A 24381-nucleotide genomic window follows, 5' to 3' on the forward strand; every position below is an offset into this window, starting at 1 on the left:
GCGTTATTAGCGCTTTCTGATGGTACTCTTTTTTGGGGTGCTGCTATTGGAGCTGAAGGGTTTTCAGTGGGTGAAGTTGTTTTTAATACGTCTATGACGGGTTATCAAGAAATTATTACAGATCCCTCTTATGCTCGCCAAATTGTCACATTAACGGTTCCACATATTGGTAATGTGGGTGTGAATTCTGAAGATAGTGAATCACAAAAACCTTATTTAGCGGGTCTCATAGTCCGCGATTTATCTTTAATTCCAAGTAATTGGCGATCAGAAAAGTCACTCGGTGAGTATTTACGAGAACACAATATTATTGGAATTGCAGATATTGATACACGTCAGCTCACGCGCATTTTACGTGACCGTGGTGCACAACATGGTTGTCTGATGGCGGGGCCTTCAATCAATGAGCAAGAAGCTATTTCCATCGCACGAGAATTTACAGGTCTGAATGGATTGGATTTGGCAAAAGAAGTAACGACCTCTGAAATTTACGAATGGCGCGAAGGCAGTTGGTTGTGGCCAACAGGTTATCAAAAAAGAGAGGAAGCAGATTGTCCTTATCATGTCGTTGTTTATGATTACGGTGTAAAACACAATATTTTACGATTACTTGTAGATCAAGGATGTCATTTAACGGTTGTTCCTGCAACGACATCTGCTAAAAAAGTACTAGAATTAAAACCCGATGGAATATTTTTTTCTAACGGTCCTGGAGATCCTGCAGCTTGTGATTATGCCATTGACGCAATTAGAGAATTATTACCAACAAACATTCCGATTTTTGGAATTTGTTTGGGATTTCAATTATTAGCATTGGCGTGTGGTGGTAAAACAGAAAAAATGAAATTTGGTCATCATGGTGCTAATCATCCTGTTCGCCATCATGCTGATAATTCTGTGATGATTACAAGTCAGAATCATGGATTTTCAGTCTCAGAACGTGATTTACCCTCGGAACTGGAAATTACGGCATCCTCCATGTTTGACGGAACACCACAAGGACTTCGTCATAAAAAATACCCAGCCTTTGCTTATCAAGGGCACCCGGAAGCTAGCCCTGGACCGCATGATTTGTGTGGCAGTTTTGCAGAATTTATTGAGTTGATTCATCATGCCAAAAAGAAATGATCTTAAATCCATATTATTATTAGGCGCTGGCCCTATTGTGATTGGACAAGCGTGCGAATTCGATTATTCAGGTACTCAAGCGTGCAAAGCACTTCGAGAAGAAGGTTACCGTGTTATTTTAGTGAATTCGAATCCTGCCACAATCATGACTGATCCTCAAATGGCGGATGTCACTTATATAGAGCCTATGAATTGGGAAGTGATTGCAAAAATCATTGAACGCGAAAAACCGGATGCTATTTTGCCTACCATGGGTGGTCAAACTGCACTGAATTTGGCATTAGATTTGGCACGAGAAGGTATTTTAGAAAAATACAATGTGGAGATGATAGGAGCTTCACGTGAAGCGATTGATAAAGCAGAAGATAGAGAATTATTTCGCGATGCCATGACTAAAATTGGCTTAGAAATGCCTTACTCAAGATTAGCGCACAGTTTAGAAGATGCACTCGAAATCCTGGATGAAATTGGTTTCCCTATTATTATTCGTCCGTCATTTACGATGGGCGGTTCTGGTGGTGGAATTGCGTACAATCGTGAAGAATTTATTGAAATTTGTGAACGAGGACTCGATTTATCTCCGACCAGCGAATTATTGTTAGATGAATCCATTATCGGATGGAAAGAATTCGAAATGGAAGTTGTTCGAGATCACAAAGATAATTGCATTATTATCTGTTCAATTGAAAATTTTGATCCGATGGGAATTCATACGGGTGATTCTATTACCGTTGCACCAGCGCAAACATTAACCGATAAAGAATATCAACGAATGCGTGATGCTTCAATTGCAGTGTTGCGAGAAATCGGTGTTGATACGGGCGGGTCCAATGTTCAATTCGGCGTTGATCCAAAAACAGGTCGAATGGTCGTTATTGAAATGAATCCCCGTGTTTCTCGATCTTCTGCTTTAGCCTCGAAAGCCACTGGTTTTCCGATTGCAAGAATTGCCACAAAATTAGCGATTGGATATACCTTAGACGAATTAGCCAATGAAATTACGGGTGGGAAAACACCTGCCTCATTTGAACCTAGTATTGATTATGTCGTCACTAAAATACCACGATTTAATTTTGAAAAATTCCGTGGTGCTGATACTCGATTAACCACTCAAATGAAATCAGTTGGTGAAGTGATGGCGTTTGGGCGTACATTCCAAGAGTCTATTCAAAAGGCCATTCGAGGATTAGAAGTAGGGAAATTAGGATTAGAAAGTGTTGTCGATTTAGTGAATGAAGACTGTAGAGATATTCTGTGCAGAGAAATGCGCGGCGCTAGTTGGGATCGGTTGTGGTATGTCGCTGATGCTTTTCGATTTGGGATGAGCCTAGAAGAAATTAATTTAATTACACACATTGACCACTGGTTTTTAGCGCAGATTGAAGAATTAATTCAAATCGAACACAGTATTTCAAATATGAATTTAGCTGAACTCAATGCCGATACTTTATGGCAAATTAAGCGTAAAGGTTTTGCAGATGCACGTTTGGCCCAATTGATGGGAGTCAGTGAGCAAGAAGTTCGAAAACATCGATTAGCGATGGGAATTACCCCGGTTTATAAGCGAGTTGATACCTGCGCTGCAGAATTTTCAACCAATACCGCCTATCTTTATTCAACATACGAAAAAGAGTGTGAATCTCAACCGACTCAACGCGAAAAAATAATGATATTAGGTGGTGGGCCTAATCGAATAGGTCAAGGAATTGAATTTGATTATTGTTGTGTTCACGCTGCTATAGCAATGCGAGAAGCGGGTTACGAAACAATTATGGTTAATTGTAATCCCGAAACGGTTTCAACTGATTATGATATTTCAGATCGTTTATATTTCGAATCTTTAACATTAGAAGATGTACTGAATATTGTTGCTTTAGAAAATCCGAAAGGCGTTATTGTTCAATTCGGTGGGCAGACACCGCTGAAATTATCAAAAGCACTAGAAGATGCTGGAGTACCTATTATTGGAACTACACCTGATGCGATAGATCGTGCGGAAAGTCGTGAACGATTTGCGCAATTAGTTCAAAAATTAGGGATTTTACAACCTCCCAACGGAACGGTGCGATCTATTGAAGAAGGATTACGATTAGCCAATGTTTTTGCTTATCCTTTAGTTGTACGTCCTTCGTATGTGCTCGGTGGAAGAGCAATGAAAGTGGTCTATAACGAAAAAGAATTACAACGTTATATGCATGAATCTGCTGAAGTGACCTCCGATTCCCCATTGCTTCTCGATCATTTTATTGATGATGCGACAGAAGTTGATGTTGATATTGTTTGCGATGGAAAAAATATTTTTCTTGGCGGAATTATGGAGCACATTGAACAAGCTGGAATTCATTCTGGTGATTCAGCTTGTTGTTTACCGCCACATTCTTTATCGAATGAAATCCAAGAAAAATTAGTAGAACAAATGAAAAATATCGCATTTGAATTAGGTGTGGTTGGATTGATGAATGCGCAATTTGCCATTCGTGGTGACAATATTTATGTGTTGGAAGTGAATCCACGAGCGTCTCGTACAATTCCTTTTGTTGCAAAAGCGACAGGTGTCCCTTTAGCAAAAATTGCGGCCAAATGCATGATAGGAATGAGTTTGGTTGAGCAAGGATTTACTGATGCAATTCGTCCTAGTCATTATTGTGTCAAATTTCCCGTGTTCCCGTTTGCGAAATTTCCTGGAGTTGACCCTATGTTGGGTCCTGAAATGAAGTCGACTGGGGAAGTGATGGGGATAGGTTCCACATTTGAAGAAGCCTTTGCAAAAGGCGTATTAGGCGCTGGAATTACGATGCCGACACGTGGATTAGTTTTTATCAGTGTACGTAATGCTGATAAACCTCGTGCAGTGGAAGTCTCACGTTATTTATGCGCAATGGGTTTTGATATTATCGCCACTCGCGGAACGGCAGCTGTGTTAGCTAAAGCGGGGGTTCCTCAGCAAATCGTGAATAAAGTAACAGAGGGTCGTCCCAATATTGTGGATCTGATCAAAAATAACGAAATTGCGATGATCATCAATACTACCGAAGGTCAGCAAGCCTACGGGGATTCGTATGCGATTCGAAGTAACGCGGTGGCTCGAAAAGTCTGTTATTTTACGACTTTAGAAGGTGGGAAAGCTGCTTCTGCCTCGTTGCAATATGATCCGCGACAATCGATTACCCGAATACAGGATTTACATGCCATAGTGCGAGTGACCGTTTGATTATCGCTCTAAGTTTATCAGAATAAACCTATCGTCTTGTCAAATTTTGAAAATGAGAATATATTACGGCCGAATCGACGATTTTCGTTTAAGTCGTGATTCACCGGTTTCTATAGATATTACTTAAGGAGAATTCTGATGAAAAAGGCAACTGTTGGAATAGCAGTATTGTTAGCCCTCGGATTGAGCACGGCAGGTTTTGCGGAAGCACAAAAGCACCGCCATCATGGTAAACATCATGCTCAAAAGCATTCTAAGGTGAAAGTGGCTGATAATTCAGGTGCAAATGGTGCTAATGGTGCAAACGCTACTGCAAATGCAACTGATGCAGCAAAAGCTCAAAATCAAAAGCAGCAAAATAGTGCACAAGCGGCTAATCAAAGCCAAGCTCAAGGGGAAGATCAGCAAAATCAAGCGCAACCTAATGCTGCTCAGCAATCAGCAAACAATGCTGGTGCTACAGATCCTGCAGGTACCGCTGGTAACCCTAGTTATCAAGAAAACGATTAATTACCGTCGTTCGCCCCCTCCCAAGAGGGGGCATCCTTTGTTTACAAATTGATGCTGTCGGGATAAGCCATGAGTCACGATGAATTAGATACTATCGATGTGATTGATGAAGAAGAGTTCATAGAAGAGGGGACTGCCCTGTCATCCGATGAACCCGAAAAGATTGTGGTTGCAAAAAAGCCTCGGCGGGCCATTCGTCGCCTCATAGAAGATGCCCTCGAAGAACGGCGTCTGAAAGCTGCCCTTAAAGGCTATGATGATCCTTTGCTGAGCAGCGATCTAGACTAGGAAAAAACGTCCTTATTTCCAGCGGATCTAGACTCAATCTGAACATTTTAGCTAAATCTCAGCATGGTTAGTCGGTTGGTTGGGATTGTTTTTTCTTGCCAAAGAGGTGTCTTTTCTGACAAAATAGGATCCATTACTAATATTTAAGAGAGGTACTACTTATGAGAAAAGGTCCTGAACATACATCCAGTTCTAGATTATTCAGACATGCTCAGTCAGGAGCGAATTTAGCTTCTAATACATGGAATCTTATGGCGGCTACAGCCTCTGTGGCAGCTCCTTTTGCTTTAGTTGCATTGGCGGTCTATGGAGCTTTTAATTTATTAACATTTTCAACAGTTTTAACCGTTGTTGCATTGTTTGTATTCGCAGCGTATTTGATGTCTGGACCAAGCACCCCTTCAAAAGGAGTTACGCTTAACATGGATCCAACTTGGTAATAGCTCCAACCGCTTAAAATAAATAGTGAGCATTTGCTAATGCAAAAATTACCAATGACCAAGCTCGGTTTTGATAAACTGACCAGTGAGCTTGAAGATCTAAAGCGTGTAAAACGTCCTGAAGTAGTGAAAGCCATTTCAGAGGCTCGAGCTCATGGTGATCTTAAAGAAAATGCGGAATATCATGCGGCTAAAGAACAACAAGGCATGATAGAAGGAAGAATTAAAAAACTCGAATCAGATTTGAGTCATAGTCAGGTTATTGATGTCACTGCCTTACCTGCTGATAATCGCGTTGTGTTCGGTGCGACGGTTGAATTAATTAACGTCGATACTGAACAAAAAGTGCGTTATCAAATTGTGGGTGAAGGTGAGGCTGATTTAAAACTCGGGAAAATTTCTTATCTTTCTCCTATCGCAAGAGGAATCATCGGCAAACATGAGGGCGCAGAAGTTGAAATTCAGACGCCAAACGGATTGTTGAATTTCGAAATACTAAAAGTTTTTTATATTTAATAAGAGGTGCTTTATGTTAACAAGTGAAGATTTATTTTGGAATATTGCCGAGGTTGTGGCTGTAACTGCGGTTGTTGGATTAATGGCAGCTTTTAAGTTGGTTGCTGTTCAAGTTTTTCTAAGCTGTTTAGTTGCTGCTGCAATCGGTACTGCGCTTATGATAGGGCTATATATGTGTTTTGGAGAAGATAATAAATCAAGCTATAGCCACCGATACTAGATTCTTTTAGCTCTATTATTTAAGCCACTTTAAAAAAGATGGGATTGACGCATCCGGTAAAATACGAACCATATACAGTGCGATCCCGGTATTCATTAATGCTAATGTTAAAAATATTTTCGTTAATGTGAAGTGCAGTTGTAGCAGTGTCATAATCATCAATGCAGAAATCACCATAAAGATTGCGTTAATTATATTATTGGCAGCAATGATTCGAGCGCGATGATTTTCCGGAGATCGTACCTGCAACAGAGCGTACAAGGGTACGATATAAATACCACCGGCAACTGATAGCAATACTATGTCAGCAAAAATACGCCAGCTCGCAGGATTTCGAATAAACTCAGACCAGGTAAATAGTTTGTGTGCAGGTAGATGAATAAAGTATTGGCTGGCGAAAAATAAATCCGCAATAAAAATGCCCATCACAAAAATTGCCAGGGGAATGTATTTTGCATTCACTTCGCCATGCAATAATTTGTTGCAAGTCATAGATCCGATAGCTATGCCTATTGAAAAAAAGCACATAAATATCGCGACGACTTGACTCTCCGCGCCTAAAATATCTTTAGTGAAAGTCGGGAATTGTGATACAAATGTTCCGCCCACTAACCAAGACCAAGAGATGCCCATAATTGCAAGAAAAATTTCACGATGTGAGCTTGCAAATTTGACAATGTGCCAGGTTTCAAGAAGAAAATTTTTATTAATGATTAATTGAGGGTGTGCCCTAGAAGTGGGTGGAACGAAAAGACTGGTGAGCCAGCCCGTTATCGCAACAGCCAGCACAATAACAGCAGTTAAATGGGCGCCATAAGGAGTTAAAACAACAAGGCCAGATAGAATAGTGCCCATTAAAATTGATATAAATGTGCCTGCTTCGATAAATGCATTTCCACCAATGAGCTCTTCACTTTGAAGATGATAAGGGAGAATCGCATACTTCAGTGGACCAAAAAATGAAGATTGGCTCCCCATTAAAAAAAGAGTTGTCATGAGTAAAGGAATGCTAGAATAAATCAGTGCATAGGCTCCAAGAGTCATAAAAATAATATCCGAAAATTTAATGATGCGAATTAATTTAGATTTTTCGAATTTGTCAGCGAGCTGACCCGCCGTGGCTGAAAAGAGAAAAAAAGGTGTGATGAATAAGCCATAGGCCAATGTGGCGAGCATTTGATTATGTGCTTCGCTTCCCGCCGAAATTTTATACGTGATTAAAATGACTAATGCCGTTTTAAAAACATTGTCATTAAAGGCATTTAAAAATTGCGTTACAAACAACGGCAAGAAGCGTCGGGTTAGCAGTAAGTGGTATTGATTGCCGTACATTGTTCACTCCATTAAGCACCAAAACGTCCAACAGCCGAATTTGGGTTGGAAGTATGGCTAGTTTGCCATATTTTTAATGTATAGGGATAGGGGAAGGGGGTAGATCTTTGCTATACCCTGTCCTGCTGAAGCAAAGATCGGGACCCTAGGCTATAATTCCACTATGGAAAACATCAGACCACTTCAAGGAACTCTGATCAACGGCATTGTTGATCAAGAAGAAGCTCAACGACTTCAGCAGCAGTCCTATTCTATGCCTGCATGGACTTTAACGCCACGACAACTCTGTGATGTGGAGTTGTTACTGAATGGCGGATTCTCGCCTTTAAAAGGCTTTATGGCTCAAGCGGATTATGAGCGGGTGGTCAAAGAATTGCGCTTGGCTGATGGCACGTTGTGGCCAATTCCCCTTGTTTTGGATATCACTCCTCAATTTGCCGAAAATCTTACGCTGGGCCAGTCGATTGCGCTTTATGATACAGAAGGATTGTTGATCGCTATCTTGAAAGTGACATCGCTCTGGGTACCAGACAAGAATCTCGAGGTTGAGAAAGTGTATGGATCTTCGGATCTCAACCATCCGGGTGTACGTTATATTCTTGATCAGACAGGCGACATCTATCTAGGTGGAACCTTAACCGGAGTCAGGCTGCCCCCTCGTTACGATTTTTGCACTTTACGTCAAACGCCTCGTCAACTAAGAGAATTATTTTTGCAGCGTGGTTGGGAGCGAATTATTGCATTTCAAACACGTAATCCCATGCATAGAGCGCATCATGCTTTAACATTGCGAGCGATGCGTCAATTTGAAGCGAATTTATTGATACATCCGTCGGATGGTGCCATTGCGGATAATATTCAACATTATGCGCGTGTTCGATGTTATCAATCGTTGATTCATCATTATCCAGAACAAACCACTCAATTAGCGCTATTGCCTTTAGCGATGCGAATGGCAGGTCCACGCGAAGCGTTATGGCATGGCATTATTCGACAAAATTACGGATGCACACACATGATTGTCGGACGTGATCATGCTGGTCCAACATTCGGTGAAAATCAACAAAGTTTTTATGCGCCATACGCTGCACAAGAATTATTTGCGCACTATCAAAGTGAATTAGATTTACAAATGATTCCTATGCAAGAAATGGTATACGTGAGTGAACGCAAGGAATATGTCCCGGTGAATGAAGTGACGCCAGAACAAACAGTTCAAAAAATTTCAGGAACAGAACTGCGACGTCGATTTGCAGAAGATTTACCCATACCAGAATGGTTTAGTTTTCCTGATGTGGTTGCTCAATTAAAAGCAGCTTTTCCTCCTAAACATCAACAAGGATTTACTGTTTTATTGACGGGATTGCCGAGCGCAGGAAAAACGACTTTAGCACATGCATTGCATTGGCGATTAATGGAATTAGGTGGGCGGCGCGTCAGTGTGCTCGATGGTGATTCCATGCGAAAAATTTTATCGTCTGAATTAGGTTTTTCGAAAACAGATCGTGAAAAGCATATGCTACGCACAGGATATGTTGCGCGAGAAATAACTAAGCATGGTGGAATTGCTATTTTAGCTCTTATTGCGCCATTGCAAAAAATTCGTCGTCAATTGCGTGATATTGTTACACCTTTCGGAGGTTTTATTGAAGTGTATATAAATACACCACAATCTATTTGTGAGCAGCGCGATAGAAAGGGGCTCTACAAAAAAGCGCGCCAAGGGTTAATCGAAAATTTCACGGGTGTTAGTAGTGAATATGAAATTCCCAAACTCGCAGAACTCGTTATCGATACTTCTAACGAAGAACCCAATGTAGCTATTCAACAAATTATTTTAAAATTACAACACTTGGGTTATTTAGGAGGCGGGTCCTGACCCCTCTAAATTTTAAGTTGTATTTATCCGATTATAATTGTGGCTCAAAATCGAGAATTCGGTATAATAGAAGACTAAACCATGGGAGTTACTTATGAGCAGTCTTAAACCAATCGGCATGATGTTGTTTGTGTTGCTATTGTTTTGTTGTATACCCAGTTCTGCAAGTAATTTATCTGTAGTTCAGACGGTGGCACAGCCTGGCACGGTTGCTTTAACGTTTGATGATGGGCCGTCACCGATTTATACCCCTCAAATTTTAGATATTCTGAAAAAAAATAATATTAAAGCCACTTTTTTTGTGGTCGGTCCGTTAGCAAAACAATTTCCACAATTACTTGATCGCATGGTAGCAGAAGGGCATGCAGTAGGGCTTCATGCAATGACTCATCCAAAGTTGACTCGATTAAATGCCTCAGAACTGAATCATGAAGTTGTTGGTTCACGGGATCTTGTTCAGAGACTCATTGGTAAATCTCCTGTTTGTTTGCGTCCACCTTATGGGGTGATGAATAAACGTGTCGAAGACTATGCGTCAGCTCATCAATTACTGATTATACCCAATGGATTCAATTCCTTAGATCAACAAAAGAAATTATGTGCGGCCAAAATTGCCCAACGAATTATTGATAATGCTCATTCGGGTCAGGTTATTCTATTACACGATGGGTATTCAAATCGTAAAAACACAGTAGAGGCTTTGCCAATAATTATTGAAGGAATACGCAAAAAAGGACTCGATTTCAGCGCTATTTGTATTCCTCAATAGCAACTCGATTAAGAAATTTGACACATTAGATTGGAACAACCGACTGAATGTTAAATTGGTTTACAATATAATTTTTCAAGCCCAATAGTAACTCTTGTTGTCTCGCTGTTAACTCAGAATCGGATTGAATTGCACTAATTTCTAGAAGCGCATTGCGAGGTGTCAGTCTATGTTGTCGACGATAATCAATCATGGCTTCTTCAGAATCTTGTGGATTCACTTTCGCGAGATATTCACCGTAAATTCGCTGATATTGGGGCGGTAGTTTTTCAGGATGAAGACGTCCAATATACCGTATTGCCAATGACTGTAAGCATGGATTATGGAAGTCATTGAGCAGTGCAATTTTTCCATCAAAATCGCGCGCACGAAATTCAGTACATAATTGTATTTCGTGTGGCAGTAAAAATCCATTTTGATATAAGGCGGCGCTTTCATCTATATTAGGAATTTTCGGGTGTGTGTAGTCACGATGTTTGCGCGCAAGTTCGAGCATCAAATCAGGATGTTCAATTAAAAATTGGCGGTTTTTTGAAATTATTTCGAGTCTTTCTGGGGTGAGATAGCGAGTAAATCGTTCTGAAGGTGGAAGTAAAATCCCATTTTCTCCAGGTTTTTTGTTGATTACCCACGTTTGTTCCTTTAGCTCTTCATTAGTGAGATCAGAGAAATTTTGGTGATCTAAACGCAGCCACAGTGTTTGATTTTTGTAATGGTTATGACGTCCTAGTGAAATAACATAAGACTGATAAAACTGTTGTGCTCCAAAAATTCCATCAATTAAGATGCCTTCTCTGAAACTTTGTTGCTGGATGTTAAAAGCTACAGGTAGCTTACCCATTCTTGTTGAGTCAGTTTCTTTGTCAAAATAACCAATAACATAATCCCATATTTCAGATTCTGCTTTAAAACGTTTGGCAATTTCTACTGTGGCGCAGGCATCGACCATTGCATCGTGGGCAGGGCCTGTCACAAAATTATTTGCAGTGTTGATGTGTTCGAGTTTAAGTGTGGGGACTCCGTTAAGGCAAGGCCAGTGAATTGATTGATTGTTAAATAAAAAATAAAGGGTAGCGATGGGGTAAATATCCATGCGTCCGCATTGGTTAGCATATTGGTGATTATAGGGGGGTAATAAATTGCGGTAAAAAGAAAATCGTAAGAATTCATCATCAAATCCCAGTGTATTATAACCTAGGCTAATAGTTCCTGGAGTGTTCATGAGACCGTGAATCGTTGTTATCGCCTCTGCTTCACTGAGGCCTTGATTAAGATCTTCTAATGAGAGTCCGTGGATTATGATGGCGTGAGGACTAGGTACAACATCAGGATTTAGCCGTACGTGAAAATGATGGCGCTCAATTTCATTGAGTGCTTCATCTGTGCGGATAGCAGCAAACTGCAAAACCTGATCGAAGGCTTTGTTTAGACCCGTAGTCTCAATGTCGTAAAATAAATAAGTCCTTTCCATACGATGTAGTCCCTTGGAAAACCCATCGAGTTTACATAGTATTTTAATTCTTGTCACGCACTTGCGTCCACGGTTTTAAAATTACCAGGCCAGAAAAGAAAGTGTTGAGTTATCAAAACATCTAAATTCTTTTACGGGGAGGTGCTGATTTGTGAATTATCGTGGAATGAATCCTAGAACATCGTAAACACGATTTAATGTTTTTTGTGCGATTTTTCGGGCTTTCAAGGCTGCTTCATGTAATTGCTGCTGCAATTTTGCTTCATCGGCTCTAATTTGTTGATAACGTGTTTGGATGGGGTTGAGGAAATCAACAACCGCTTCAGCAACGTCTTGTTTGAATTGGCCGTAACCTCTGCCCGCGTAGTGTTGTTCTAAAACGGGAATTGGTTGCTCGGTGATGGCTGATAGGAGTGTCAATAAATTACTGACCCCGGGCTTATCTTCATCCGTTCGGATTTCGCTTCCTGAGTCTGTGACAGCGCGTTTAATTTTTTTCACTATGACATCGGGTGGATCTAATAGTGCAACATAATTTTGTTCGTTGGTATCGGTTTTTGACATTTTGACTGTGGGATCTTGCAGACCCATTATGCGTCCACCGGCGGATTTTTTGGGAATATAAGGCTCTGGTACAGTAAAGGTGTCAGGATAAAGATTGTTGAATCGAATTGCTAAATCCCGTGTTAATTCGAGGTGTTGTTTTTGATCGCCTCCGACTGGGACAAGATTAGTGCGATATAAAAGAATATCGGCTGCCATTAAGACCGGATAACCAAAAAGACCCGCATTGATATTATCAGCATTTTTTTTGGATTTATCTTTGAATTGTGTCATGCGCTTTAATTCACCCATGAACGTAAAACAATTTAAAATCCAGGCTAATTCTGTGTGTTCTGGGACATGAGATTGCGCAATAATCAAACTTTTCTTAGGATCCAAACCGCATGCGATATACAGCGAAAGTAATTCATAGCAGCGTGTACGAAATTCTTCAGGATTTTGACGAACAGTCATGGCATGTAAATCAACCAATGCGAAGATACAATCGTATTCATCTTGGCGACCGACCCAATTTTTAATGGCGCCAATGTAGTTACCGATCATCAAGTTGCCGGTTGGTTGAATTCCGCTAAAAAGTACAGGTTTTTGTTTCATACACAGATATTAAACTATTTTGGGAGGGTTTGAACAGAGAAGTAGATAACCTTGGGAATAAAGTTGAAATATCGTACAATTTTGGTACTATATACCTAATGTTAGAAAACGAGAGAAGTTATGCTCAAACTCAGTAAATTAGCGGATTACGGCCTTATCGTTATGAGCTGTTTAGCACAAGATACTAGCGGTCATGCAAGTGCCCGCGGCATTTCTGCGCAGGTCAATGTAGCCCTTCCAACTGTCAGTAAGGTGCTCAAACTGCTAGTGGGCGGTGGGTTGGTAGAATCCTTGCGTGGGGTAAAAGGGGGCTATCGATTAGCACGATCAGCCTCTGAGATCACAGTGGTCGACATCATTTTAGCGTTGGATGGGCCGGTTGGGCTCACCGAATGTAGTACAATGACAGGGCATTGTGCCCATGAACCCCTTTGTGCATTGCGCAGTAATTGGCAATTGGTGAATAGAGCTGTGTTGGGTGTACTCAATAAAATCACGTTAGCTGAAATGTGTAAGCCCTTACCGATGCAGCATCCCGTTTTAAAAAATATTGGTGTGGAGGCCTTGGTATGAGTACCGAGCAAAATGCGGTATTAGTAGCCGCAGTACAAAAATCATATGAACACGGTTTTGTTACCGATATTGCTTCTGATACCATTGCGCCCGGTTTAAATGAGGATGTGATTCGACTGATCTCTTCAAAAAAAAATGAACCTGATTTTATGCTGGAATGGCGGTTACAGGCCTATCGTTACTGGTTAACGATGACACCGCCAAATTGGGCTTTTGTAAAATTTCCGACTATCGATTTCCAATCTATCGCTTATTATTCAGCGCCAAAATCAGATAAGGACCGACCTAAGAGCTTGGATGAAGTTGATCCTAAACTACTTGAAACCTACGAAAAACTCGGTGTTCCGTTGCATGAACGAGCTCGTTTAGCGGGTGTTGCAGTTGATGCTGTTTTTGATAGCGTTTCTGTTGCTACAACATTCAAAGAGACCTTGTCAAAAGCGGGCGTCATTTTTTGTTCTTTTTCTGAAGCGACTAGAGAATATCCTGAACTTGTAAAAAAATATTTAGGGACGGTAGTTCCTTATCGCGATAATTTTTACGCGGCTTTAAATTCTGCGGTTTTTAGTGATGGATCTTTTGTCTATATTCCTAAAGGTGTGCGTTGTCCCATGGAGCTTTCCACGTATTTTCGAATCAATGCGGCAAATACCGGGCAGTTTGAACGCACATTAATTATTGCAGAAGAAGGTAGCTTCGTTAGCTACTTAGAAGGTTGTACTGCACCAATGCGCGACGAAAATCAGTTGCATGCTGCAGTTGTTGAGTTGGTGGCGCTCGAAGACGCACAAATAAAATATTCAACAGTACAAAACTGGTATCCAGGCGACGAAAATGGTAAAGGGGGGATCTATAATTTTGTGACAAAACGCGGAGCATGTCGTGGGGCACGATCAAAAATTTCATGGACTCAAATTGAAACAGGTTCTGCAATCACTTGGAAATATCCCAGTGTTATTCTGCAAGGAGATGATTCAGTGGGTGAGTTCTATTCTGTTGCTCTGACGAATCATTATCAACAAGCTGATACTGGTACTAAAATGATTCATATCGGAAAAAATACAAAAAGCACTATAATTTCGAAGGGAATTTCAGCGGGACGTGGACAAAATGCTTATCGTGGTTTAGTACGAGTTGCACCTACTGCTCATAATGCACGTAATTATACACAGTGTGATTCTTTGTTGATTGGTGAAAAATGTGGCGCTCATACTTTCCCTTATATTGAAGTCAAAAACAACTCTGCAAAAGTGGAACATGAAGCTTCTACATCGCGCATCGGAGAAGATCAGCTTTTTTACTGTCAACAACGTGGGCTGCGAGAAGAAGATGCTATTTCTTTGATCGTGAATGGCTTTTGTAAGCAAGTATTTAATGAGCTCCCACTAGAATTTGCTGTTGAAGCTCAAAAACTGATGGAAGTTAGTTTGGAAGGGGCTGTGGGTTGAGATCAGAATTTTATTCGAATAGAGAGAGTTAAGATGTTAAAGATAGAAAATTTACAAGTGAGTGTTAAAGGTAAATCCATTATTTTGCAAGGTATCAATCTTGAAGTAAAACCTGGAGAAATACATGCGATTATGGGGCCTAATGGCTCAGGAAAAAGTACACTAGCCAGTGTGTTAGCAGGGCGTGACGATTATGATATTACAGCGGGAACCGTCAAATTTGAAAATGACGACTTATTATCGCTGTCGCCTGAAGAAAGAGCGATTAAAGGTTTATTTTTAGCTTTTCAATATCCGGTTGAATTACCCGGTGTGAATAATTTATATTTTTTGAAAAGCGCACTTAATAGTATTCGTCGTGCACGAGGACAATCTGAATACGATGCTATAGATTTTATACAATTTGTTCGATCAAAATTACAAGATTTGGGAATGGATGAAGCGTTTTTACAACGCGCAGTAAATCACGGATTTTCAGGTGGTGAAAAGAAACGAAACGAAGTATTACAAATGATGGTGCTCGAACCAAAGTTGGCTATTTTGGACGAAACCGATTCGGGATTAGATATTGATGCATTACAAGCTGTAGCTAAAGGTGTTAATAGTCTTCGAGATTCATCTCGATCTTTTATTGTGGTAACGCACTATCAGCGATTACTCGATTTTATTGTGCCCGATTTTGTCCACGTGTTAGCAAATGGCCGTATCATAAAATCAGGTGGTAAAGAATTGGCCCTAGAATTAGAAGAGAAAGGTTATGGTTGGTTAGTTGAAGAATCAGTTTAGTGGAGAAAGAGTGTGAATTGGCAAAATAACGATATAGATACACTAACGTCACAATTACCAGGCGTAACGTTGCCCTGGATTAAAGACTTGCGTCAGCAACAATGGCAGGCATTTTTACATCATGGTATTCCAACTAGACAGCATGAAGCGTGGAAGTATACTGATATTAGTACTTTGAAACAATTGAACGTGAACAATTCAGGCTCTCCGTTCACATCTGAGACACTCTCCTTTTCACCCGTCGATTTGCCCGATGGAGTTATTGTGAACGATCTTCAATCAGCACTCGAAACGCATGCTGATTATGTTAAAAAAGCGTTTTCGAAATATCAAAATAGCTCTTTGGGGCTTTTAAATTTCAACACAAGTCTCTGGGGAAATGGAGTATTTATTTATATTCCTGACGATGTGGTAATTGATAAGCCAATAATGATTCACTATCGCAAAAATAATTCTGATATTAATATCGAAGTATTCCGAAATTTAATTTTCTGCGGAAAACGAAGTCGTGTAACGATTATGGAAAATTTTAGTAGTGAAAGTGATGCGCCATATTGGCAACAAAGAGTGACTCAAATTGAGTTGGATGAGTACTCTCAACTGAATCATATTCAAAGTCAAAACGAAGGCATTAATGCGACGCATATCAGCGATACATTGATCGAACAATTAGCTCATTCGGTTTATTGCGGTAATAGTTTTTCAATAGGCGGTAAATTGCAGCGGCAAGCATGGCAGGTCAATTTGTTGGGTGAAAAAGCGCGTAGTTCTTGCCGAGGGTTGAGTATTGTGAATGGGGCTCAACACAGTGATTATCATGTGACCATGAATCATGCGGCAAAAAGTTGTGTTAGTGAACAACAATTTAAAGCTATTGCAAACGATAAAGCACGCGCGATATACAACGGAAAAGTGATAGTGCAAGCGACAGGCCAACAAGCAGTTGCGCATCAACAAAGCCGCAATTTACTCTTATCCTCTAATGCGGAAATCGACACTCGTCCAGAATTAGAAATTTATACCGACGATGTTAAGTGTAGTCATGGAGCCAGTGTTGGTCAGATTGATGCCGAACAACTTTTCTACTTACAATCGAGAGGGATCAGTGCTGATCAAGCTAAAGAAATATTGTTACACGCATTTATTTACGATCAACTCGACGAATTGACACCTGACATCGAAGCATTAGTCATGCCTATTATCGAAGCTAAATTAGCTACAATAAACGGAGGGCATACTCAATGAGCACTGTTACCACTAAAATTAACAATAGTACTCAAACCGATTTTGATATTGAGGCTATTAGAAAGGATTTTCCACTTCTTCATCAGAAAATTCACGGACACCCGTTGGTATATCTTGATAATGCAGCCACCTCACAAAAACCGCAATCAGTTATTCAAATTGAGAAAGACTTTTACGAAACCATCAACGCGAATATCCATAGAGGCGTTCATACATTGAGTGATCGAGCGACTCAATCTTATGAAAATTCCCGTGAAAAAGTCAGGCAATTTATCAATGCAAAAAGTGTACGTGAGATAGTGTTTGTGCGAGGTGCAACAGAAGCGATTAATTTAGTTGCAAGTAGTTTCGGTCAATTGAAAATTACTCAAGGTGATGAGATTATTATCAGTTCCTTAGAGCATCATGCGAATATTGTGCCGTGGCAATTATTATGTGAGCAAAAAGGAGCCACGTTAAAAATAATTCCTGTTTTCGAGAATGGCGAATTAGATTTACTTTCCTATGAGAATTTAATTAATCCCCGTACAAAATTGATCGCGTTGACTCATGTATCCAATGCGATTGGTACTGTGAATCCCATAGTAGATATGATTAATACGGCCCATCGCAGTGGAGTGCCCGTTTTAATTGATGGCGCTCAAGCAGTACCCCATGAAAAAATCGATGTGCAAGATTTAGACTGTGATTTCTATGTTTTTTCTGGGCATAAACTATATGGTCCTACTGGTGTTGGTGTCTTATATGCCAAAGAAAGTTTGTTAAACGCGATGCCACCTTATCAAGGCGGTGGTGAAATGATTCGTATGGTTACATTTACACATTCAACATACAACGATTTACCTTATAAATTTGAAGCTGGAACACCTAATATTGCTGGCGTGATAGGACTGGGTGCTGCAATAGATTATTTAAATGCACTGGATTTTTCTAGCATTAATAAATATGAGCAGCAATTATTGGCTTATGCAACGGAAAAACTCTTATCATTCGATGATTTGCGAATTATCGGAGAGGCTGAAAATAAAGCACCCGTCATTTCATTTGTGTTGGGCACTATTCATCCTCACGATATTGGCACGATTCTAGATCATCATGGTATTGCTGTTCGTGCTGGACATCATTGTGCAATGCCATTGATGGAACGTTTTGGTTTGAGTGCAACAGTGCGAGCTTCGTTTGCATTTTACAATACGTTTTCTGAGATTGATCGATTAATTGAGGGGCTTCATGAAGTTCGGAGGATGTTAGGCTAATGTCAGCGTTACGAGAATTATATCAACAAGTGATTATTGATCACGGTAGACACCCACGAAATCAAGGTGTGTTGGAAAATCCGACTCATTGTCATGTAGGTTTTAATCCTTTATGTGGCGATAAATTAAATTTAACAATTAATGTTGAGAAAGATGTGATTCAAGAAGCACAATTTATAGGAAGTGGTTGTGCGATTTCGATCGCGTCCGCTTCTTTGATGACAGAAATGCTTAAAGGGAAAAATGTGGAAGAAGCTCATGAAATATTCCATAACGTTCACCAACTTTTAACAGGTCAATGTAACGATCCCGAAAAATTAGGAAAATTATCTGTTTTATCGGGTGTAGCAGAATTTCCTGCTCGCGTTAAATGTGCGACACTAGCGTGGCATACATTAGATGCCGCATTGTCGCGAGCAAATTTACCGGTATCAACTGAATAGAGAGGTTATTGTGGAAAACGAAATTTTACTCGATCTCACCCCAAAAGCGATAATGCATATTGAGAAGGGAATTAAGAATAGTGGTACGGGCCTGCATTTTCGTTTGGCGATCAAACGTACTGGATGTACAGGATGGACGTATAAGCCTGAGATTATAGCCGAACCTCAAATTGGTGATGTTGAGGTGCCTTTGAATACATCATTTAAAATTTTTTTGGATCCGCAGTGTATTGATGCTATTCGTGGAACAGTTGTTGATATTGAAGAAAAGGGTTTGGGATTCACACAAATGGTATTTAATAATCCTAATGTAGAAAGTCTTTGTGGTTGTGGTGAGAGTTTCAATGTCAAATCAGAATAATGAACAAGCTGAAAATATTATTGTTTTGCGTCGTGATGTCGATGCATTGCTCATCCCCTCAGGTGCGCGAATTTTTTTGCAAGCTGGAACTGAAGTCAAAATTACTCAATCTTTAGGTGGTTCGTTTACAGTTAATATCTATGGCAATTTAGCGCGTATTGATGCGAATGATGCGGATGCTTTAGGTTTACAACCAGAAACAGAAATTCCTGAGTCAATTTTGGAAGAAATGACACTCGAAGAATTGATTTGGAAGCAGATGAAAAAATGCTATGACCCAGAAATCCCCGTGAATATTGTAGATCTAGGTCTTATCTATCAATGCGAAATTCTTCCATTAGGTACCAATGAATTTCATGTTCAAATTAAAATGACGCTTACCGCACCGGGTTGTGGAATGGGGCCTACCATTGCTAATGATGTTAAACGTAAAGTTTTGGCAGCTCCGCGAGTGAAAACGGTTGAAGTCGAAATGGTTTTTGATCCGCCCTGGAGCCGCGAGAAGATGTCCGATGTTGCGAAACTAGAATTAGGTATGCTTTAGCTGTTCAGTTATGAGTCTTGAAATTTGACTGATTAAATAGAATGGAATGGAAAGTACCCGGGCAACCAACAAAGAATCCACTCATCACAAAAAAGCCACGAAAGCAATTGCGTAATTCGCCTGAAATCCAGCTTCTTGAATCAATGCGCAACAATTTGTGGCTGTGGGTGAGTTTGAAGCGCTGGCTAAAAACCAGCGCTTAAAAATACAATTATGGACAACCTCCTCCACTTACTCCTGGTATATTTTTATGCGAAATTGTGAGATCGAGGAAATTATCATTTAGCAATTTCCCTGTATTGCTTGATGAAGTATTGCCTTTAAGGAACATGTCCATAAAACTGATCACTAAATTATCGCGGATGGCATAACGTTGATACAGAAAGTGTCCTGCATAACGACCCGAGCTGAACGCTCTTGGTCGATCAAGATCAGGGTCGTTACCACCTTCTGCTGCAGGAACATAGGTATAATCAAAGTGATCTGCATTGCGATAGCGAGCAAGAATTGTTGGACCCGTAGATAACAGGCAGTTATCTGCTGCTATCGGATTGGGATCAGTCTGAGTTGCAGGCGCATAACGGTTAACAGGAATACCTGCATTTTGCAACCCGTCAAAGTTACTATTAACGTTACCGAACAATAAGTCCCTTAACACGGTATCCTCATCGTTGATTGTTAGTAACAATGGTTTGGTGAAACTACTGACAGGCATACCGCCATTTAATGCTGTAAACAGCGGTTGATAATAAACTACTCCAGGACCTAATACCGTGTTGTACATCCGAGTGGGTGTACCACCATTGAAAGAAATGGTCGCGGTTATTTCAGGTAATAGCTCTGCTGCCAGAGGCGCCATAATGCCACCACGTGAATAGCCAATCAAACCGGCTTTTGTTTGATCCACTTTAGACACACTACCCACTTTGAAAAGTGGTAAATCTCGCACCTGATTGATAGCTAAGCGCACATCCAGTATCCGATCGAGAATATGCAGAGCGTCCGCTTTTGGTCCTTGATAGAAATTACCATACTCTTTATGAATACTGTCGTAATAACGCGTGCTGCTACTGGGTAGGCCAAGTCCTAGAGGTGGCGCATTGGTGCCAATCGGATTCGCTGCTGCACCTACCAAATCCAACCCTGGAGCAGGAGGCTGCGCAGTAATGAACTCATTTGGACAGTTAAGCCCTACATATGAATTGACGTTATCACCTGTATGACCCACAGCCGCTACGATGTAACCTTGACCCGCCAGGACTTCGCCAACACCTTGTTGTTGATTCACTGGACTCAACGTGCCATGAGACAAAATGACCAAAGGAAATTGTCCAGATATATTCGCTAAGGGTAATTCTGCTGACCCTGAATTTGCGCGTAGTGAGTTAGATAAGTCCATAGGAATAGTAATTTTAAAAAGACCGTGCGGCCCCAAAATTTTTTCATGCCCGTCAGGGAATGGCCAGATCACGGATGGTTTAGTAGCCAACACAGCGTCAGGAAGGTTCATCTTCAACTCTGTTTCTGTTCCTGAACCTAGCTGTGAACGAGAATTTTTAACATCATATTCTGCACCTAAATATGTTAATATCGCTTGTGTTTCAACAAACGTACGACGAAGCGTATCAGCACCTGCATCATCTCCTCCCACATCTTCTATAGTCCTTAATTTGTGCGCTGTGCCGTTTAGTAATCGATTAATCGCTACGGTTTTGTCCACCGGATAATGGAGGTCAACAACAATTAAGCGCTTTCCGGTGTTGAGGATATTTGCTATTGGTTGCAATGCGGGATTAAGCGAAGCGAGAAATGCAGCACCGCCTTGATCCCATGGACGACTTGGATCTACCATACAAATCCTTTTCGATGCCACAGCATACCTTTTTGGTGCGAGTATTTTCTCTGGCGCCAAAGCTATCAATTTGTTTTGTTCCCTAGATAAGACGCCTTTTAAAGCAATATAACCGACTGGCCAATAGGCAACTCCATCTACCACTGCAGGACGAGAACCGATGTTGCCCACGTTCAAACCTGACGCAACGCTGCTACGCCAAACTTCTACACCGGTATCAGCATTTAATATTCGCATTGGGCTGAAAGGATTTTTACTACCGACGAAAAGTAGGCCGTCTGCGACCGTCATGCTTGGATGAGTTAAATATCCTGTGGTATCAGGTCTTTGCCATTTAATACGACCTGTGGCTGCGTCAACAGCATGCCAAACCCCACCGATGGTTTGCAAATTGCCTTGATTGTCACGCATAATGAGCGGCTGTGTGGGCATTGCTGGCAACGGCGGTGTTAACCTACTGCGTTCAATTGTTCTGCCATTGTCATAAAACTCACGCATACCTTCTGCTTCGTTGACAATAGTATCATCTGTCGCAATATCGACGGGAGGATTGATAATGCGCTGATAAGCCAAATCATCGCGGGTTATTCCTAAAGGCTCACCAGCATCGGCAAAAACTTGACCGAGATTACGTGAATTGGTCGTAGAGGTAAAAATGGTTTGACCATCGGTGGCAGATCCCCACGCAATACCACCCAATTTTCCAGCGGGCCCTAATTTCACACGACCTTCATCGCCCCACCATTTGACTATGGCGCCGGTCTCGCGATCCAATGCGCGTAACGATCCTGTTTTCTGTCCAATAACGACAATCTCCTTAGGTCCACGATGGTTAACAGTCAATAACATTGGCGCTTGACCGAAATCACCATCCATGCCTTCAGCATCACCAGGGGCAGAACAGTGTGTGTAAAGTCGTGGGAATATAGGATCATTGATACCATTGTTGCCAGGATCTTCGCAAGTGGTATTCCACGCATCAAAATAACCTTCTAGAATTTTATTTTTCTTATCCACCTTGAAAGGTTTATCATCGGCAAATTTAGATGCCCAGATCACTCTACCGTTTTTCAAATCAAACGCTACTACAGAATTAGCGAGATTATCTTTATAAATTTTTTCATCAAAACAGTAAGAAGGTATAGTTTGGCCTGCTACCTGCTTGATTCGACACTGCGCAATTTCATTTGGCACAGTATGATTTTCCCCGACCCCTACCAAAACCATACCATTTGGAGCATTACGACGATATTTTGGATCGATAGATGGGCTTGTACCCCAAATTGATCCGCCGGAATAACTGCCGTGAAAGTTCTTATCTTTGAGAGTGTAATTGATTCTACTGATGTCGACGACATCATTGGTGGGTTTAGTGTCGAGTGGTGAGGTATAAGTCTTCCAAAGGATTTTGCCATTGTCAGCATTCACCGCAACCATACTACCATGCAATGAGGGCGGTTCTTTGGTAAATCCAGTCGTGAGCTCTTCTCTAGAAGAAATCCCAACATATACCACACCATTAAAAATGACTGGCGATTGGGTAATGATTGACCAAGGATGTTTCTCAAGTTTGGTGCTCCATCTCAATTGACCATTCAGGCGGTTTACTGCGATTAAAATAGCGCCGTCAGTTGGAACGCCACCACCAATAGCGTATTTTTCACCTAAGGGGGTATTCATGGAAGTTTGCGCGCATTGTGCGCGAATAGCTTCAAAGCTTGGGTCATAGGAAATGGAGGGTTGGCGTGTTGCCTGACACATAATGGGGCTAGACAAATTCATATTACTTTGATTGCCATAATATAGCGTGTTTGTCTGCTCATCTAGAGCCGGAGTATTGCGAGAAAACAGAAAAAATTTTCCAGGTTGCGAATAGTCAGTCGGTGCAAATGTTTTCCATGTTTTAGGATCGCCATCGTTATTTAAATCAGTCAAATTATTCGGATCACTGCCAGCAAAATTTTTATTTATGGCATGCACATAACCTAAGGTATCGGCAAAATATAAATAACCATCACTGCTCACTGCAGGAGGGCTTAATATTGCGCCAGCCGCTTTTACAGGATCTTGATCAAAATCTTGATCGGTATCTTGACCAATAAACGTTGTGGGTGTGGTTTCATAAATCCATTTAACACGCATCCCATCCACAAGATTCACTGTGTTTTTATCGATTTTTGTTCTGCTGCCGTCTTGCCGAGCTTGCCCACTGCTTCCTAAATCGCCACCGTAGGACGGCCAATTGTTACCTCTGTCATAGTCATTGCCATGAGCTTGCGCACTCAGCGAACAGGCTAGCAACGCCGTGATGAGGGTCAGACTAGCCGATAATTTCTTAAATGATTTCGTTGTCGATTCTTGCTCTGGAACAGAATTTTGATAGATATACATCGTGACTTCGAAACCGAAACGTTTGACACAATATAGTGGTTTTGACCAGTTCATAATACACCTCTTGCTTGGCTTACTTGAGAGTCCCATATTCTACGACCATAGGTACTCTGTTAATATTTGTCGCCTCCTTGTACTACCTTGCCCCCTATTGCTAGCGGAGCTTTTACTACCCCCTTACCTTAAGCTTAGTACGCTTTTGCAGGATTACAAGTTGGCATATTTATCATTGTAAATACAATTTATAGATAAATAGAATTTAAAAAAGACAAACTTGGGCTTTTAGCATGAAACAGTGAGGTTGTAATCTTATGAGATTTGGGTATATTTTAGCTTATAATGGTGTAAAAGAAGCGCATGTGACCACCTGGCTAGGTCCGTGTTTACTCGATTTCAGCCTAAAACGAGTTATTGAACTCGTTTTAGGCCTATGCGACCAGTCCCCAACCCTCAGTATTCCTACCAAATTGACTTTATAAAGACTTTGATTTCTGACGCAAACGATTGAGGGCCATTGGAATAATTCCTATAGCAATACCTCCGATGCCAATTAGGACCGT

Annotated in this window: 21 protein-coding genes; 17 read left to right on the forward strand and 4 right to left on the reverse strand. The window is 40.9% G+C overall.

Features of this window, described 5'->3' with window-relative positions:
- The 7 genes from carA to K2X50_07920 form a co-directional block, all read left to right on the forward strand.
- On the forward strand, nt 1-1128 hold a 1128-nt coding region (gene carA, locus K2X50_07890; GenBank protein ID MBX9587166.1), incomplete at its 5' end, for a glutamine-hydrolyzing carbamoyl-phosphate synthase small subunit.
- The gene (gene carB, locus K2X50_07895; protein MBX9587167.1) at nt 1112-4339 is read left to right on the forward strand and encodes a carbamoyl-phosphate synthase large subunit; all 3228 of its coding nucleotides are present in this window, start codon (nt 1112-1114) and stop codon (nt 4337-4339) included. The genes carA and carB, both read left to right, overlap by 17 nt.
- A 138-nt stretch (nt 4340-4477) precedes the next feature.
- Complete coding sequence (locus tag K2X50_07900; GenBank protein ID MBX9587168.1) at nt 4478-4849, forward strand: hypothetical protein; 372 nt, start codon at nt 4478-4480, stop codon at nt 4847-4849.
- Nucleotides 4850-4918: 69 nt separating this feature from the next.
- Nucleotides 4919-5137, forward strand: coding sequence for a hypothetical protein (locus tag K2X50_07905; GenBank protein ID MBX9587169.1), 219 nt, complete (start codon nt 4919-4921; stop codon nt 5135-5137).
- A 161-nt stretch (nt 5138-5298) separates the two neighbouring features.
- Nucleotides 5299-5577 carry a hypothetical protein gene (locus tag K2X50_07910; protein MBX9587170.1) on the forward strand — a complete coding sequence of 93 codons (279 nt, stop codon included), beginning with the start codon at nt 5299-5301 and terminating at the stop codon, nt 5575-5577.
- A gap of 39 nt (nt 5578-5616) precedes the next feature.
- Nucleotides 5617-6093 (forward strand): transcription elongation factor GreA, encoded by a 477-nt coding sequence (greA, locus tag K2X50_07915; protein MBX9587171.1) that lies wholly within the window; start codon nt 5617-5619, stop codon nt 6091-6093.
- Between the two features lie 13 nt (nt 6094-6106).
- A complete protein-coding gene (locus K2X50_07920; protein ID MBX9587172.1) occupies nt 6107-6313 on the forward strand; it encodes a hypothetical protein in 207 nt (68 codons plus the stop codon).
- A gap of 15 nt (nt 6314-6328) precedes the next feature.
- Here the strand turns inward: K2X50_07920 and K2X50_07925 are convergent, their stop codons facing one another.
- Nucleotides 6329-7645 carry an MFS transporter gene (locus tag K2X50_07925; GenBank protein MBX9587173.1) on the reverse strand — a complete coding sequence of 439 codons (1317 nt, stop codon included), beginning with the start codon at nt 7643-7645 and terminating at the stop codon, nt 6329-6331.
- Between the two features lie 163 nt (nt 7646-7808).
- Between K2X50_07925 and K2X50_07930 the strand changes: the two genes are divergently transcribed.
- Nucleotides 7809-9524, forward strand: coding sequence for a bifunctional sulfate adenylyltransferase/adenylylsulfate kinase (locus K2X50_07930; protein ID MBX9587174.1), 1716 nt, complete (start codon nt 7809-7811; stop codon nt 9522-9524).
- Nucleotides 9525-9618: 94 nt separating this feature from the next.
- On the forward strand, nt 9619-10293 hold the full coding sequence (locus tag K2X50_07935) for a polysaccharide deacetylase family protein (protein ID MBX9587175.1): 675 nt from the start codon (nt 9619-9621) through the stop codon (nt 10291-10293).
- A gap of 25 nt (nt 10294-10318) precedes the next feature.
- Here the strand turns inward: K2X50_07935 and K2X50_07940 are convergent, their stop codons facing one another.
- Nucleotides 10319-11764, reverse strand: coding sequence for an exodeoxyribonuclease I (locus tag K2X50_07940; protein MBX9587176.1), 1446 nt, complete (start codon nt 11762-11764; stop codon nt 10319-10321).
- Between the two features lie 156 nt (nt 11765-11920).
- Entirely contained in the window at nt 11921-12922 is a 1002-nt protein-coding gene (gene trpS, locus K2X50_07945; protein MBX9587177.1) for a tryptophan--tRNA ligase, read from the reverse strand.
- Between the two features lie 120 nt (nt 12923-13042).
- Between trpS and K2X50_07950 the strand changes: the two genes are divergently transcribed.
- From K2X50_07950 to sufT, 8 genes are read left to right on the forward strand one after another with little or no spacing between them, the layout of a single operon-like run.
- Nucleotides 13043-13495, forward strand: a complete 453-nt coding sequence (locus K2X50_07950; protein ID MBX9587178.1) for an SUF system Fe-S cluster assembly regulator — start codon at nt 13043-13045, stop codon at nt 13493-13495.
- Entirely contained in the window at nt 13492-14943 is a 1452-nt protein-coding gene (gene sufB, locus K2X50_07955; GenBank protein ID MBX9587179.1) for a Fe-S cluster assembly protein SufB, read from the forward strand. The genes K2X50_07950 and sufB overlap by 4 nt, the downstream gene beginning before the upstream one ends.
- A 33-nt stretch (nt 14944-14976) precedes the next feature.
- The gene (gene sufC / locus K2X50_07960) at nt 14977-15729 is read left to right on the forward strand and encodes a Fe-S cluster assembly ATPase SufC (protein ID MBX9587180.1); all 753 of its coding nucleotides are present in this window, start codon (nt 14977-14979) and stop codon (nt 15727-15729) included.
- 12 nt (nt 15730-15741) lie between these two features.
- On the forward strand, nt 15742-16974 hold the full coding sequence (gene sufD / locus K2X50_07965) for a Fe-S cluster assembly protein SufD (protein MBX9587181.1): 1233 nt from the start codon (nt 15742-15744) through the stop codon (nt 16972-16974).
- Nucleotides 16971-18230 carry a cysteine desulfurase gene (locus tag K2X50_07970; GenBank protein ID MBX9587182.1) on the forward strand — a complete coding sequence of 420 codons (1260 nt, stop codon included), beginning with the start codon at nt 16971-16973 and terminating at the stop codon, nt 18228-18230. The genes sufD and K2X50_07970 overlap by 4 nt, the downstream gene beginning before the upstream one ends.
- Nucleotides 18230-18673, forward strand: a complete 444-nt coding sequence (locus K2X50_07975; protein MBX9587183.1) for an SUF system NifU family Fe-S cluster assembly protein — start codon at nt 18230-18232, stop codon at nt 18671-18673. The genes K2X50_07970 and K2X50_07975 overlap by 1 nt, the downstream gene beginning before the upstream one ends.
- A 10-nt stretch (nt 18674-18683) precedes the next feature.
- Nucleotides 18684-19034, forward strand: a complete 351-nt coding sequence (locus K2X50_07980; protein MBX9587184.1) for an iron-sulfur cluster assembly accessory protein — start codon at nt 18684-18686, stop codon at nt 19032-19034.
- The gene (gene sufT, locus K2X50_07985) at nt 19018-19578 is read left to right on the forward strand and encodes a putative Fe-S cluster assembly protein SufT (protein ID MBX9587185.1); all 561 of its coding nucleotides are present in this window, start codon (nt 19018-19020) and stop codon (nt 19576-19578) included. The genes K2X50_07980 and sufT overlap by 17 nt, the downstream gene beginning before the upstream one ends.
- 211 nt (nt 19579-19789) lie before the next feature.
- Here the strand turns inward: sufT and K2X50_07990 are convergent, their stop codons facing one another.
- A complete protein-coding gene (locus tag K2X50_07990) occupies nt 19790-23875 on the reverse strand; it encodes a PQQ-binding-like beta-propeller repeat protein (protein MBX9587186.1) in 4086 nt (1361 codons plus the stop codon).
- Nucleotides 23876-24381 lie beyond the last annotated feature (506 nt).

The organism is Gammaproteobacteria bacterium, from assembly GCA_019748175.1.
In the GTDB taxonomy this organism is placed as follows: Bacteria; Pseudomonadota; Gammaproteobacteria; order JAIEPX01; family JAIEPX01; genus JAIEPX01.

What these genes read in the sequence shown, in the direction of transcription:
- carB (MBX9587167.1), top strand. Translation starts at nt 1,112, where the DNA reads ATGCCAAAAAGAAATGATCTTAAATCCATATTATTATTAGGCGCTGGC.
- K2X50_07900 (MBX9587168.1), top strand. Translation starts at nt 4,478, where the DNA reads ATGAAAAAGGCAACTGTTGGAATAGCAGTATTGTTAGCCCTCGGATTG.
- K2X50_07905 (MBX9587169.1), top strand. Translation starts at nt 4,919, where the DNA reads ATGAGTCACGATGAATTAGATACTATCGATGTGATTGATGAAGAAGAG.
- K2X50_07910 (MBX9587170.1), top strand. Translation starts at nt 5,299, where the DNA reads ATGAGAAAAGGTCCTGAACATACATCCAGTTCTAGATTATTCAGACAT.
- greA (MBX9587171.1), top strand. Translation starts at nt 5,617, where the DNA reads ATGCAAAAATTACCAATGACCAAGCTCGGTTTTGATAAACTGACCAGT.
- K2X50_07920 (MBX9587172.1), top strand. Translation starts at nt 6,107, where the DNA reads ATGTTAACAAGTGAAGATTTATTTTGGAATATTGCCGAGGTTGTGGCT.
- K2X50_07925 (MBX9587173.1), bottom strand. Translation starts at nt 7,645, where the DNA reads ATGTACGGCAATCAATACCACTTACTGCTAACCCGACGCTTCTTGCCG.
- K2X50_07930 (MBX9587174.1), top strand. Translation starts at nt 7,809, where the DNA reads ATGGAAAACATCAGACCACTTCAAGGAACTCTGATCAACGGCATTGTT.
- K2X50_07935 (MBX9587175.1), top strand. Translation starts at nt 9,619, where the DNA reads ATGAGCAGTCTTAAACCAATCGGCATGATGTTGTTTGTGTTGCTATTG.
- K2X50_07940 (MBX9587176.1), bottom strand. Translation starts at nt 11,764, where the DNA reads ATGGAAAGGACTTATTTATTTTACGACATTGAGACTACGGGTCTAAAC.
- trpS (MBX9587177.1), bottom strand. Translation starts at nt 12,922, where the DNA reads ATGAAACAAAAACCTGTACTTTTTAGCGGAATTCAACCAACCGGCAAC.
- K2X50_07950 (MBX9587178.1), top strand. Translation starts at nt 13,043, where the DNA reads ATGCTCAAACTCAGTAAATTAGCGGATTACGGCCTTATCGTTATGAGC.
- sufB (MBX9587179.1), top strand. Translation starts at nt 13,492, where the DNA reads ATGAGTACCGAGCAAAATGCGGTATTAGTAGCCGCAGTACAAAAATCA.
- sufC (MBX9587180.1), top strand. Translation starts at nt 14,977, where the DNA reads ATGTTAAAGATAGAAAATTTACAAGTGAGTGTTAAAGGTAAATCCATT.
- K2X50_07970 (MBX9587182.1), top strand. Translation starts at nt 16,971, where the DNA reads ATGAGCACTGTTACCACTAAAATTAACAATAGTACTCAAACCGATTTT.
- K2X50_07975 (MBX9587183.1), top strand. Translation starts at nt 18,230, where the DNA reads ATGTCAGCGTTACGAGAATTATATCAACAAGTGATTATTGATCACGGT.
- sufT (MBX9587185.1), top strand. Translation starts at nt 19,018, where the DNA reads ATGTCAAATCAGAATAATGAACAAGCTGAAAATATTATTGTTTTGCGT.
- K2X50_07990 (MBX9587186.1), bottom strand. Translation starts at nt 23,875, where the DNA reads ATGAACTGGTCAAAACCACTATATTGTGTCAAACGTTTCGGTTTCGAA.